Here is a 14188-nt window from a genome sequence, read left to right as displayed (position 1 = left end):
TATCCAATCTTTTAAATCTTCTGATGGAAATCAGGTAAACAATATGACGCGCGGAGGCTCGCTCGGGTCGAGCGTATGTTTCTCCGAAAAGAAATCACGATAAGCAAAAACAGATTTAGCCTGTATATTAAAATGTTCTATCTCTGGAATGTAGTTTGGCAGATACACTTTGGTAAAAAAGCCTAGCATCATTTCGCGATGCTTTTTTTGATCTTCGTTTTCGCTCAACTGATCAAGCACTATTCTATCCAATCGCTCAAATAGCTTACTCTCCTTCACATCATGAATACAGGTGTAATAAGTAGTGTCGCCCTTATCTTCAAGGCGCATCACATCATACATTTGTCCGTAATAGCGAAACTCCCGACTGTGCTCACGCTCAAAAATATCTGAATTTTCCTCCTCCGATTTTGCGATTTTAAGCAGCACCAAATCTTCTTCAGGAACACCAGCTTTTATACGCTGCTTCATTTCATGGCGCACATAAGCTACCTGTACAGAATGCATCAAATACATTCCGGTGCTTTGAAACAGCATGATTGCCATCAACACAATATGTAAGCCTGCTTTGAGAATAGCCTTGTAATTATTGGATTTGCAATGTTACAAAAGAACTAGCCAATACGCTTTGGCCTCATTTTTGAAAAAGACAAGTTCCAATACCACACCTATGAAAAAGCTTTTACTACTTCCATTGATATTAATTTTCTTCGCTGCATGCGAAGAAGATGACCCAATCCTATTAACCAATAGGTACATCAAAGCTGCGGATGTTTTTACTCTTCCGGCAATAAATTATGACCCGGATGGCAGCCCGCCAGATATAAGAATTGATTTAAAAAGACGCTCTTCCAACTTTTGGGAGTTTAGCACTTACACTGAAGTGAACGCGGGTAGCTTACCAACCATCACCATTTTTCCGGCCGAAATACTCATGACGGATGAAGTGTATGAAATAAGAATTGTAGATGAAGATTTAAATCTACCAGACGATGAAGAAATCTTCTTCTGGACATTTCAAGGATATGACGAAGGTGAAAATGGTGAATATACCTTTTGGAATAATGGCAAACATATCATGAGCTTACAATACAACGAAAAGTAAAACTCACTCAAAACTTAGGTTGTTTAAATAAGAAAAAGGCGGTGCTTTTGTTGAGCATCGCCTTTTTTATTTTTTATCACACCCAGAGAAAACTCGGACTAGGAAATCTTAACAGTCTAAATACTTCGATCTACCTTTCCCCAACTGCCACCATTCATACAGTCAATTCCAGCTTTCTTTAATATGCCTGTTGCCTGAGCGCTTCGCATCCCTGAGGCGCAGCAAAGAATAATTGGCTTGTTTAGTTTTTTCAGCTCAGCAGTTTTAGCACCAATGTTTTGCAAAGGAATATTGCGAGCTCCTTTACCATGGCCACTTTTAAATTCGCCAGGTGTACGAACGTCTACTACTATCGCACCTTTATCAGCAAACTCTTTTAGCTTGTTTCCTTTATTTGAAAATATCGAGAATAGTCCCATCTTGATTTTACATTTTGATTTGCACAAAGGTGCAAAAGCTTCACTTTACACAAGGTAACATAGGTAGCCTACATTTATTTATCTAGCTCTATGTGACAGCCTACCTCCACCTCATTAATAGAACCGTCCGCCTCATTGAACTCGTTCCACTTCAAAATTTTATCACAATACAAATGCAAGGCTACCGCGTTTTCTCTACTACTGTTTATAAATCTATGAAAACCCATTCCATCATTTAGATAAACATATTGACCTTTTGAAATAGATCTATTACCATAGAGTGTAGCTTTACCATCACTCATATTGAAATACTCGAGCTCCAAAGTGCCGCTCAACACTTTTATCCAACCTTGCTGAAGTTCGTAATCATGTATAGGAGATCGAGATTCCGGAGGCCAGCATGTTATCAAGGCTTCTACACTTTCCGTATCATACACTCGTATTCGGGTATAGTCTTTATCCCGCCACGTGCAAACTTTATCCAGTTCCTCAGTACTAAGGTTAATCGCTTCAACCATGGCAGAGTATCCTTCGTAACCAGGTCCCAGAGTAAGGTTATACTTCAGTCTTTCTATTGTTTTTATTGCTTCCATGGAATTATCATTTATGAAAGCAAATTAGACAGAGCTACCCGAAAAAACTATGACATAAATCAGGCGTTACACCTCAGCCATCTCTCCATTTACTAATGGCAAACCTGTATTTTTCAAAGCGCTAAAACCACCTTTCACGTTCACCACATCATCCACTCCATTTTGTTTCAAAACAGAAGCGGCAATCATAGATCGGTAACCTCCAGCACAGTGCAAGTAGTACTTTTTATCAGCACTGTACTCACTTTTATTTTCATGAATAAAGTCAAGTGGTTTGCTTGGCACATCTAATATGTGACTATCTGCGTACTCACCAGGCTTACGAACATCTACGGTTTTGTCTACCCAGTGAGCATAGTTTGTAGCAAGGTCATCTGGCTCTACTTCGCTTACGCGAGAAGTTTGATTTTTGGCATCAAGCCAAGCTTCCATTCCTCCGTCCAAATATCCACAAGCATAATCATAGCCTACACGAGCTAAGCGTGTCACCACTTCCTCTTGTCTACCTTTATCGCAAACTATCAAGATATTGGTTTTGATATCTTCAATCACAGTGCCCACCCATGGAGCAAAACCACCATCAATACCTATAAACAATGCCCCTGGAATATGAGCCTCGGCAAAATCACCCGGCTTACGAGTATCCAAAACCAGCGTGTTCGGCTCTTGCATTTTGGTTAAAAAGTCTTCAACTGAAAGTGCCTTTGTCCCCCTTTCTATTACTTCCGCCAATGAATCATATCCACGTTGGTTTAGCGCTACATTTTTAGGGAAATATTGAGGAGGTGCAGACAGGCCAGTAGTCAATTCTACAATAAACTCCTCACGACTCATATTTTCGCGTAAAGCGTAGTTGAATTTCTTTTGGTTGCCCAAAGTATCAAAACGCTCCTTGCTCATATTTTTGCCGCAAGCAGAACCTGCACCGTGAGCGGGGTATACAATCACCTCATCAGGCAAAGTCATTATTTTGTTTCTCAATGAATCATAAAGTAAACCCGCCAAATCGGTTTGTGAAAGGTCAGACTTTACAGCAAGGTCTGGTCTACCCACATCCCCAATAAACAGAGTGTCACCAGTAAAAATAGCATGCTCCTTACCTTCTTCATCTAACAATAAATAGGTAGTGCTTTCTAAAGTATGACCAGGGGTGTGCAGTGCTTTGATTTTGATATTTCCAAGAATAAAAACCTCGCCATCCTGAGCTCCATGAAAGTCAAAACTTGGCTTAGCCTCAGAACCATAAACAATGGTTGCTCCTGTTGTTTTCGCCAGGTCTACATGACCAGAAACAAAATCTGCATGAAAATGGGTTTCGAAAATATACTTAATAGTAGCTCCGGTTTCGTTGGCCATTTGAATGTAGGCCTCGGTATCGCGAATAGGGTCAATGATTGCTACTTCCCCGTTTGATTCAATATAATAAGCGGCTTCCGCTAGGCAGCCGGTATATAGTTGTTTGATTTGCATTATAGAGATTTTAATGAAATGCGCGCAAAGGTACACAGCCTTTTTTAGAGTTTCCTCCCAGCAGCACATCGAAAATTATGCATGATTAATATTTCCCCTACAAAATGCGTGCTACTAATTTGTATATTCAGGCGTTGTCATTAAAACATTGTTAACTAACTCCATGAGGAACTTTTTCTTCTTAATTCTCTTAGCTTTCTATTTACTTTCTTGCCAAAGCCCAGTGGATAATTCTGTTAGAAATATCACACCCGTAGTAGATAGCTCCGCATATTTCGAGCCTAGAATAAAAGTGATCAAAGGAGATATTCCACTTCTGACAAATCGTGATTCCATTAATGATTTTTTAAATGAACCTTTTGATCTGTTTAAATTCAAAGAGAAAAAAAGAGGAGCGAATAGTGGTGGAGGTACAATCCAAGAGTATTTCTTCAGCCCCAATAAAGAAGGTATGCACTATCGATACTTTCTTTTTGAGGGATCTAAAGGAATTAGAGGATACATTGGGAGAGAAAAAGACAAAAGTGTACACAGAGAAAATGGTCTTGAAATTACCGTTTATAAAAAACTTGGAAAATATCGATACAAATACACAGACCCTACTGAAGAACTGATTGAAGTAATAGCAACTTTCAATGATTTTGATTTGCCCGAATTGGCCTTTGTTGGAATAGACTCTGCTTCCATTATATACCAATTGGGTGAACCCGACTTATTCACTCAAAACTGTTTACTGTATGAAAACGAAAACAAAGTTTTGATACTAAAACTAGAAAACTCAAATGTTAAATGGCTCAAATACGTAAAATTGAAAATGGATTACAACATACTTGAGTCAGAAGATTTATTTGAAATTTAAAGCCAAGCCACAAATACAATTATGAACCATACTTAAAGTCAACTCACATGAATACCATTAAAAGACTGCTGGTGGCAAACCGTGGGGAAATTGCCATCCGCGTTTTTCGTGCAGCTTCTGAGCTCAACATTCGCACAATCGCAATCTATACTTATGAAGACCGCTACTCTCTCCATCGCTACAAAGCTGATGAGGCTTATCAAATTGGCCCAGATGATGAACAGCTAAAACCTTATTTGGACATTGAGGAAATCATAACTCTTGCCAAAAAGAAAAATGCAGATGCCATCCATCCGGGCTACGGTTTCCTTTCGGAAAATGTGGACTTTGCCAAACGATGCCGTGAAGAAGGGATAATATTTGTCGGCCCTACTCCAGAAGCCATGGCCAGACTTGGCGACAAAATTCAAGCTAAAGTAGTAGCTCGAGCGGCCAATGTTCCGGTGATTGAAGATTCAAAAGACCTTAAAACCGAAGACGATGCTTTAGCTGCAGCTAAAAAAATAGGATTCCCTGTAATGCTAAAGGCAGCTGCTGGTGGTGGTGGCCGGGGAATGCGTGTGGTTCGCGATGAAGCTTTATTAAAACAGTCCTTTAAAGAAGCTAGCAATGAAGCTTTGAAAGCCTTTGGAAACGGAACCGTTTTCATGGAAAAGTACGTGGACAACCCTAAGCATATCGAGGTACAACTTTTAGGTGATAATTTCGGAAACCTGGTACACCTATATGAACGTGACTGCTCCGTACAGCGCAGGTTTCAAAAAGTAGTGGAAGTAGCTCCCAGCACTGGACTTTCTCAAGACACACGAGACAAACTTTACAACTACGCTTTACAAATTGGTAGGGAAGTAAAATATTCAAATGCCGGAACCGTAGAGTTTTTGGTTGACGAGCAAGAAAACATCTTCTTCATTGAAGTGAATCCAAGAATTCAGGTGGAGCACACCATTACTGAAGAGATTACAGGTGTCGATATTGTGCGTTCACAAATTCATATTGCGGATGGCAAAAGATTGGATGATAAAAGCATTTTCATCAAATCTCAGGACGATGTTCAAATTAATGGTTTTGCTATTCAATGCCGCATTACCACTGAAAATCCTAAAGACAATTTTAAACCTGACTACGGAACCATCATTGCCTATAGAAACGCTGCGGGAATGGGCATCCGTCTGGATGAAGGAAGCTCCTACCCTGGTGTAAAAATCTCACCCTTCTTTGACTCCATGTTGGTTAAAGTTTCGGCTTGGGGCCGAACATTGGCAGGTGCTTCTGAACGACTGGAGCGTGCTTTGGTAGAATTTAGAATTCGTGGTGTAAACACCAACATTCAGTTTCTTAGAAATGTGATTGGACACCCACACTTTAAAAGTGGCGAACAACGGGTTGGCTTTATTCCAAATCACCCTGAGTTGATGGATTTCACGCGTACTCGTGACCGTGGAACACGCACCTTAAATTATTTGGCCGAAGTAATTGTGAATGGAAATAGTGATGTGAAATACATCGATCCTTCCAAACAGTTTAGGATGCCAAAAATCCCGGATTATGATAAGCATAGTGCGCATACCCCGGGCACCAAAAACCTTTTAGACGAATTAGGCCCGGAAAAATTCTCCACTTGGGTACGTGAGCAAAAACCCATTTTATATACAGATACCACTTTTCGTGATGCGCATCAGTCGCTTTTAGCAACTCGAGTTAGAACCAAAGACATGTTAGCCGTAGCCGAAAGTTTCGCGAAAAGTCACCCCGAAATTTTCAGTATGGAAATATGGGGCGGGGCCACTTTTGACGTGTGCATGCGCTTCCTTAAAGAAGACCCTTGGCTGCGCCTTCAGCTTTTACGTGAAGCAATGCCCAACGTGCTTACGCAAATGTTGCTCAGAGCTTCCAATGCGGTTGGCTATAAAGCCTATCCTGACAACTTGGTAGAGAAGTTTATTGAGAAATCATGGGAAACCGGAGTTGATATTTTTAGGATTTTTGATTCCCTAAACTGGACGGAGTCTTTGAAGGTTTCGACCAAAGCGGTACGTGAACGAACCAACGGATTGGCCGAAGTTTGCCTTTGCTATACCGGAGACATTAGCAGTGACAAACACAACAAATATGGCCTTCAGTACTATTTGGATTTAGCCAGGCAGATTGAAGATATGGGTGCTCACATTTTGGCTATAAAAGATATGGCGGGATTGCTGAAACCTTATGCCGCCACAACTTTAATTACTGAATTGAGAAAAGCGGTGGACATTCCTATTCACCTGCACACACATGATACGGCAGGTATTCAAACTGCGACTTACCTCAAGGCCATTGAAGCCGATGTGGATATTATAGATGTGGCGCTAAGTTCTATGAGTGGACTTACTTCACAGCCCAACTTCAACTCTACAGTGGCAATGATGCAAGGCCATGAGCGAGAAACCCGACTTGATTTGCCAAAGCTTAACGAGTTTGCCAATTATTGGGAAGACGTTCGTGAATGGTATTATCCATTCGAGTCAGAATTGAAGGCAGGGACTGCTCAGGTTTACGAACATGAAATTCCCGGAGGGCAATATTCTAACCTTAGACCACAGGCACGTGGGCTGGGTATTGAAGATAAATTTGAAACCATAAAAAGCAATTACCAAAAGGCTAACCTGATGATGGGTGATTTGGTAAAAGTTACTCCTTCGAGCAAAGTAGTGGGCGACATGGCCATGTTTATGACCACCAATGGCTACACGCCAGAAGATATTCTGGAAAAAGGAAATGACATTTCTTTCCCTGACTCTGTGATTAGTTTCTTTAAAGGAGAATTGGGTCAGCCGCATGGCGGATTTCCTGAAGCTTTGCGCAAAACAATTTTGAAGGATGAGCCAGGGTTTTCAGATCGCCCCAATGCGCATTTAGAACCAGTAGATTTTGACAAAGAATTTGCAGAGTTCCAAAAGAAGTTTGGAGATCAAACCAGTTTCCTTGACTTTTTGAGCTACAAGCTTTATCCAAAAGTTTATAAAGACTACCATGATTTTAATGTGGAAAATGGTGAAGTATGGCGCATTCCTACCCTGGCCTTCTTTTATGGTATGAATCTGAATGAAGAAATACTGGTAGAGTTGGCCCCTGGAAAAACCATCATCATCAGATTCCTGAACGTAACCGCTGCAGATGAGCATGGATACCGTCAAGTATACTTTAAGCTTAACGGCCAAAACCGCCATGTGGAAGTAAAAGACGAGTCGCTAAAAGTGGAAACTGTTTCGAATAGAAAGGCTACGACTGACAATGAAGTAGGTGTTCCCCTTCAAGGGAAACTGATTGAAATATTGGTGAAGAAAGGACAAGAAGTAAGCAAAAACACACCACTCTTTGTGATCGAAGCTATGAAAATGGAAAGTACTGTAGTGGCACCCAAAGATGGTAAAGTCACACATATTGAGCTTTCACCAGGAAGCATGGTGAAGCAAGATGACTTGGTAATCACTATTGAATAAAACAGAAAAGCCCCGACTCCTTCGAGCCGGGGCTTTCCCCTCTATTACCCAAACTATTAACCCTAAATCTTAATAATTCTTCTTTGAGCAGACAATCCGTCTGTATTTACATTCAGAATGTATGTCCCCTTTGGTAAGTTTTCAAGGCTAAGCTCACTAGTAAACTCACCATTCATATTGTTGTATTCTTTCGCAAACAATACTTTTCCAGTCATATCCGAAACATAAACCACGGCACTTTGAGCACTTCCTGCATCAAACACCAAGTTTATCTTTTCCTTAGTCGGATTTGGATATACTTCAAGTGAGCGACTCAACATATTTTCTTCAATAGAAATACCTTGAATTACCACTTGCTGAGTAAGGCTATCCTTTCCACAAGTTCCATCTACCACTAACTTCACATTGTATGTTCCATTTGCAGTGTAAGTATGCTGAGGCATAATACCAGTTCCGGTATTTCCATCACCAAAGTACCAAGTATAGGTTGCTGAAGCATCAGTTGCACTCGTGCTTGCATCAAAATCTACATCTACTCCATTTGCAGTAGGTGAAGCTATTGAACTGGTAAATGCAGCGCTTGTTGAATTTCCATAAGCAATTGTAAAAGTTGATGATGGTCGTTCACAACCAGCGGTAGACGAAATGGTCATATTATAGAAGTAGTAATAGTAATCTGCATAATTGGCATTTGAAGATCCAAATGTTTGACCAGTCAATTCAAATATAGACGGATCGCCATAAGGATAAACTCCTCCAGCACTATTTCTCAACATTTGACCAATGGTTGACGCAGGGTTTGCTCTCAACTCATAATCACCAGGAGGTACAGTTAAGTTCAAACCTACAGTTACAGGTTGGTAGGCACTGGTTTGAGTTACCTGCACAGTAGCAGTACCCACGATGTTTCCAGAAGAAACGTCTTTAATATCTACTATCAAGGTACCAGAGTTCTGAGGATAAATTTTCATATCCTTAATAACCACTGTTTGATAAGCGGAAATTAACGGTGCCCATGATGTGTAGTTACCAAATGAAGATGCCGCGCCTATGGTAGTATCTTTTGCACCTACCACAAATGTGCTAAAACCAGCAGCCCCAGATGTGTCTACACTTAGAACAACACTTGTTGCACTATCCACAAGCGCAAGGCTCAAAGTATCTCCTGTACCCAGTGGGTTGCCATTTAGGTCAGTCCAAACAAGTGGAAGTCCAGTAAAGTTTGTATCAGCCCATAGCGTTACTCCCTGCGGTACACAAACCGCTGAGTCGCTTGCATAAATACTAATCTCTCCTGCATGATTCAACACAAGCGTTTCTACAACAGTGTCATTGAAACTAATCTGATCACCCACAAGACTGGTGTAGGCTTCAATTGTAAACTGACCTCCCAAAATGGAGTTGAAACTGCTAAGGCTCACTGTGTCGGTGGCAAGACTTGCTAAACTTCCACTATATGTAGTTGAAAGATTTGCCGTAGCATCTCCAGTAACATCCACATTAATACCAAAATTAGAAGCGGTGTTTGCCCCAAAATTTTGAATCACTACAGTAACCACGGTACTGCTATCACCACAGTTTCTTGCCTGAGGATCTACAATTGCAATAACTCCTACATCATCACCCGCAGGCTCAAATTCATCAGCTCCCATATCTACTGTAGTAGAACCAGCAAATGGACGGGCATCATTGTCAATATCGATAGTCACACCCACACTATTATCTCCAACCGCATTGGCTAATACTCCGGTAACATGCAAATCAGTAGCCGAAACAAACAATGGATCACCTTCTACAGAGTTGAGGTTTTTAGCTGAATAAGCTGCTTGCGCTGCCGCCAAATCTGCATAATCATTGCCATCTATACGAATAGAAGCATGCGCTCCTCCAACATAATATAGATTGTAATCCAACACATCTGTTGGCAGTAACGAATCCGCTGCATTAAAAGCATAATCACTTGGGGAGGCAAAAATGTTATTTCTAATATCTACAGAAATGTGGTTATCCATATAATAACCAGCCTCACCATAAAAGGTATTATGGAACACATTAACGTTTTCCACAGCAAATAGGTGAACAGCATTATCGCCCGTACTTATCACCATATTATTTACAATAGATGAATTCGTAGTGGCCACACCTCCTGCGTTGCCATCATTTATGTAAATACCATAATCAGGCACATTAACCATGTTCGCTTCAAAAGTGAAATCTGCTATATCTGTAACATAGAATCCATCACTACTGGATGACCTCTGTGACTCTACCCTATTACCTTTAAAAGTCACATCAATCAGATCATCAGCATATACTCCGTAGATATAGTAATCTTTAATTAAGTTATTTTCAATCACATATCCTTTTGCAGGATTAGCATTACCATTACCTTCTAATGATAAACCGGAGTAACCTCCGATTAAAGTAGAGTTTGTTAGAGTGAAGTAATCTACACCTGCGCCTTCCACATTATCATCCCTTTCGCTACCGGATATCAATACAGGACTAATATCATTAGAGGTCAGCACGGCATTTACTTCAATAATGCTATTGTCAATGGTAACTGAATCTGACTCATTGGTAATAAGTACACCCCATGATTCCGTACCGCTCATATTGCGGATATACAAATCAGATAGGGTAACATGGCTTACATCATCCAACACAATAGTTGCCTGAGCACCTACTCCGTTATATTCTAAAGTGTCACTACCACTTCCGTTAAACGTAATTGTGTTTACCGAATTCACACCTGCAACACTGTACAACTGTAAAGCATCAGCGTATTTACCCGGCTGAACATTGAATACCACAGGACCAGAAATTCCGCATGCATTAAGAACTGATGCTACAGTATCAAAACTTGGGAAATCATCAGTAGGACCATTTCCAATGGTATAAGTTCCACCTACTAATGGACCATTACAATCGGTGGTAAATCCTACAGGCCCCACCCATACGCTGCTGCCATCAGGGCCACAGTTTACACTTATATAAGCATCATAAGGTGTGTTTGGATTTAAACTCGAAAGGGTATATGGTAAGGTAGTAATACCGCTCACTAAGTTTCCGGTACCCGAACCTTGAGAGAAGCCTCTTGGTCCCCACTCTAAAGTATAGTCTACGCCATTCACTGCATTCAAATCAAAAGTAGCAGATCCGGGTGTAACACCAGTCACTACAAAGTGGTCTGGACGTGGGCAAGGGGCTGCTTCCTGAACTACGACAGAGTCAAGCAAAAAGTCGTTTTGAGAAGAATTTGGTGCGGTGGTTTTATCTACAACAAACTCCAATTGAATAGGACCCGTAATATTGTAACTATTGAACAACATAGTAAAATCTTGCCATGTTGCATTATCACCTGAGTACATAAATACCGAATCATTCCACTGAGCACCATCCCAAAGGTTTATGTAAAACTTCACATTATCCCCAGGTTCGGTTGTGTTGTTTGAAAATAATTCAAAGTACAATTGCGGCACATTGAGAGATGATATATCAATAAAAGGTGTCACTAATGTCACATCTTTCAAAGTATCTACCTGATAAGGATTACTTCCATCAACCCAAGCAAACTCACCTGCAGACTTGCCATTATTAGCGGCTCCTCCTACTGGTGAACCACTAAACTTCCAAAATGCCAAAACATTTGTACTCAAGGTAGATGTATTTACATCCCAACAAGTTGGTATACTTCCGCTTTGAAATCCTTCAACAAAAGGTGCAACTACTGGTGAGCAAACCGTATTAAAAGAAATAGGCCCAACTACCGGAGACCATCCACTGTTGCAAGAATCTTTAATGTAAATTTCATACAAAGTACTCGCAGACAAACCTCCAATTCCAGCAAAAGTATCGCCAACGGTAACGTTGTAAGCTCCGGCTCCAGGTGTAAACCCTGCAAGTCCCACTTCCATATTAAACTTAACACCTTCACCTGGAATCCAGCTTACAAAAACACTATCATAATTGCTGTACTCTACGGTAATATCAGCTGCCTGTGTAGGCACACATGCCGGAATATTTTCATAGTTGAAGTCATCAATATGAATATAATCAGCGGTAGTACCCATACCATGCATAAAGGCTACATAGCTATCAGTACCATTATATCCACTAGCAGCATCCAGCGTCACAATGTATTCTTGATACGTATTTGGCGCACTGTACATAATAGTATCTAAAGCCGTAAACTGAGTAGAAGCCCCTGGTGATGGCATAGTTCCAACAACAAGATATGAGGCCATATCAGAGGTTTGAGAATAAAACCTTATTTGTTTATCTGAGTTAGTTAGTCCTGCAAGTTCTGGCGTAATAGCCAATAGCGTATCGGATGTAGTGTAGCTATTGTAAAGTTGCAAACTTTGAGAACCACTATTATGAGTACGGTAATCTTCTACCTCTACACTTGAACTACTATAGGATTCATAATAATCCCAGCAAGCCGCTACTTCATCAAGATTGTCTGATTCAAAATCAGTAAAATAAGGAGCAGCAAAAGGAACGCACTCTGTAGTAAATTCAATTGGGTCACTCCACACAGAAGTGTCATTGGTTGAACATCTGTTTCTAACCAACACTTCATAAGTGGTCATTGGATTTAAACCTGAAACAGTGAAAGGGTTACTAGAGGTAGACTGAACCGTTCCCGAAGCCTGTGCAAATCCGGGTGCACCAAAAATATATTCATAAGGAGAACCTCCTCTATCATCAAATGAAATGTCCGCTGCTGAGCTTGTAATATTGGAAGTCACCACATCTACAGGCTTGGGACAAGTAGGCATATCATGATAATCAAAATCGTCAACGTATACATAGTCATAAGTACCTCCCATATCATGCTTTAGCACCACATACTCATCAGTGCCGTTATATCCATTAGCTGCATTAAGGGTGATAAAAACTTGCGTGTATGTGTTAGATGCTGTAAAACCTATGGTATCAATAGCATTAAAAGGTGCTTTACCCGAAGCATCTGATGTGGTTCCGATAATCAGCTTGCTATCTGTATTACTCACTTTTACCCTCATCGATACCTCCTTGCCAGAAGCGGAGCTCAAATCAGAAAAATGCGGAGTAATAGCATAAAGCGTATCAGTGTTTCCACCGCTGCTGCTATACAATGCCAATTGTTGAGAACCACTATAAGGGCTTCCCAAAGTTTTCACCTGTGCATAAGGATTAGTTTCATTAGAATAAGAACTCCAGCAATCAGGAGTAACATTCACAGGATTGCTATCAAAATTGTCAAAAAATGGTGCTGTTTGGCTAGGGCAAGGTATAAGCACAGAGTACGGCCCTGACCACTGGCTATTTGAATTTGACGAGCAAATCTCACGAACATAAAAGCTAAAATTAACCGCAGTAGCCAAACCAGTAATAGTATAAGGTTTGGTTGAGGTAATAGCGTGAGTACCCATAGGCATTCCAGTGGTATCGTACGCTATTTCCCAATTAGTGCCAGTACTTGTCCAATCCAGAGTAACCTGCCCTGGTGAAACAGTAGTTGTAGTTAAGCCCGTTGGTGCATTGCAGCCTTCTTCGGCTATCATCACCTCATCAATAGCAAAACCATCATTGTTTGCATAAGTAGATCCATCATACTGACTCCACAAAACTTGTGTGGTAGCACTAAAGCTTTGCATATTGGTAGTAAGTATGTTGCTTAGGTTAAAAGAACCTAAAGTCCACGACTCGCCATTGGCAGTAGTATTCCAGTCCAATATCTCGATCCAGGAATCTGTACTAGAACCTCTCACCCACACTTTGTCCGGGGCATGAGTTTCATCCTGGTTATCTCGGTAAAAGAATGATAGGATCACATCATTGGTACTACCAGTATAAGATGTCAAGTTTACCGTTAGCTTAACCTGGCTCGTATCATTGGTGTATGAAGTACCGGCTAAAGCCGCAGCGTGATTGCCCATCAATGCATCCACATCAAAGCTTACACTACCGTAGTTTCCACCACGATTGAAGTCCCATCTGTAGGTAGGTGAACAATTGAGAACTGAATCCTGGGTAACTTGACCAGAATAACTTTCAAAACCTTCAGTAAAAGGAAGGGTAATAGGCGACAACGAGCCGCACTGAGCTTGTATGCTTATCCATGAAGCAAACAGCCCAAATGATAGAAGTAAATTCTTCATTTATAGGGTTTTAATTAATAAATAGGGTTCCGGGTGTGTGAAGCCCGCGAATAATAGGGGCCGCAAATTTAGCTATCTTGTAGGAATGTAGCTACAGAAGTAAAAGAAAGT

Annotated in this window: 8 protein-coding genes; 3 read left to right on the top strand and 5 right to left on the bottom strand. The window is 40.8% G+C overall.

The genetic code is table 11. The annotated features are described in order from the left end of the window. Nucleotides 1-30 precede the first annotated feature (30 nt). A complete protein-coding gene (locus OWEHO_RS14525; protein WP_041627653.1) occupies nucleotides 31-546 on the bottom strand; it encodes a hypothetical protein in 516 nt (171 codons plus the stop codon). Between the two features lie 124 nt (nucleotides 547-670). On the opposite strand from OWEHO_RS14525, the gene OWEHO_RS14520 reads away from it, so the two are divergent. Then, nucleotides 671-1105 carry a hypothetical protein gene (locus tag OWEHO_RS14520; RefSeq protein ID WP_014203246.1) on the top strand — a complete coding sequence of 145 codons (435 nt, stop codon included), beginning with the start codon at nucleotides 671-673 and terminating at the stop codon, nucleotides 1103-1105. A gap of 116 nt (nucleotides 1106-1221) precedes the next feature. Here OWEHO_RS14520 and OWEHO_RS14515 read toward each other — a convergent pair whose 3' ends face one another. The 3 genes from OWEHO_RS14515 to OWEHO_RS14505 all read right to left on the bottom strand — a co-directional run bounded on the left by OWEHO_RS14515 (nucleotide 1222) and on the right by OWEHO_RS14505 (nucleotide 3587). Further along, nucleotides 1222-1524, bottom strand: a complete 303-nt coding sequence (locus OWEHO_RS14515; protein ID WP_014203245.1) for a rhodanese-like domain-containing protein — start codon at nucleotides 1522-1524, stop codon at nucleotides 1222-1224. A 74-nt stretch (nucleotides 1525-1598) separates the two neighbouring features. Further along, the gene (locus tag OWEHO_RS14510; protein WP_014203244.1) at nucleotides 1599-2117 is read right to left on the bottom strand and encodes a cysteine dioxygenase; all 519 of its coding nucleotides are present in this window, start codon (nucleotides 2115-2117) and stop codon (nucleotides 1599-1601) included. 66 nt (nucleotides 2118-2183) lie between these two features. Continuing rightward, entirely contained in the window at nucleotides 2184-3587 is a 1404-nt protein-coding gene (locus tag OWEHO_RS14505) for an MBL fold metallo-hydrolase (RefSeq protein ID WP_014203243.1), read from the bottom strand. Nucleotides 3588-3879: 292 nt separating this feature from the next. Here OWEHO_RS14505 and OWEHO_RS14500 point away from each other — a divergent pair, with 292 nt between their 5' ends. Together OWEHO_RS14500 and OWEHO_RS14495 are read left to right on the top strand one after the other, a co-directional pair. Further along, on the top strand, nucleotides 3880-4446 hold the full coding sequence (locus OWEHO_RS14500; RefSeq protein WP_143764619.1) for a hypothetical protein: 567 nt from the start codon (nucleotides 3880-3882) through the stop codon (nucleotides 4444-4446). A 47-nt stretch (nucleotides 4447-4493) separates the two neighbouring features. After that, entirely contained in the window at nucleotides 4494-7928 is a 3435-nt protein-coding gene (locus tag OWEHO_RS14495; RefSeq protein WP_014203241.1) for a pyruvate carboxylase, read from the top strand. A 62-nt stretch (nucleotides 7929-7990) separates the two neighbouring features. On the opposite strand, the gene OWEHO_RS14490 is transcribed toward OWEHO_RS14495, so the two are convergent. After that, a complete protein-coding gene (locus OWEHO_RS14490) occupies nucleotides 7991-14077 on the bottom strand; it encodes a PKD domain-containing protein (RefSeq protein ID WP_014203240.1) in 6087 nt (2028 codons plus the stop codon). Between the last annotated feature and the right edge of the window lie 111 nt (nucleotides 14078-14188).

Origin of the sequence: Owenweeksia hongkongensis DSM 17368 (assembly GCF_000236705.1) — a bacterium.
Lineage (GTDB): Bacteria > Bacteroidota > Bacteroidia > Flavobacteriales > Schleiferiaceae > Owenweeksia > Owenweeksia hongkongensis.
Note: the sequence above shows the minus strand (reverse complement) of the source record. Positions and strands in the feature narration are given on the sequence as shown.

Coding starts and splice junctions, on each gene's coding strand:
- OWEHO_RS14505 (WP_014203243.1), bottom strand. CDS start 3,587: ATGCAAATCAAACAACTATATACCGGCTGCCTAGCGGAAGCCGCTTAT.
- OWEHO_RS14510 (WP_014203244.1), bottom strand. CDS start 2,117: ATGGAAGCAATAAAAACAATAGAAAGACTGAAGTATAACCTTACTCTG.
- OWEHO_RS14515 (WP_014203245.1), bottom strand. CDS start 1,524: ATGGGACTATTCTCGATATTTTCAAATAAAGGAAACAAGCTAAAAGAG.
- OWEHO_RS14520 (WP_014203246.1), top strand. CDS start 671: ATGAAAAAGCTTTTACTACTTCCATTGATATTAATTTTCTTCGCTGCA.
- OWEHO_RS14490 (WP_014203240.1), bottom strand. CDS start 14,077: ATGAAGAATTTACTTCTATCATTTGGGCTGTTTGCTTCATGGATAAGC.
- OWEHO_RS14525 (WP_041627653.1), bottom strand. CDS start 546: ATGGCAATCATGCTGTTTCAAAGCACCGGAATGTATTTGATGCATTCT.
- OWEHO_RS14495 (WP_014203241.1), top strand. CDS start 4,494: ATGAATACCATTAAAAGACTGCTGGTGGCAAACCGTGGGGAAATTGCC.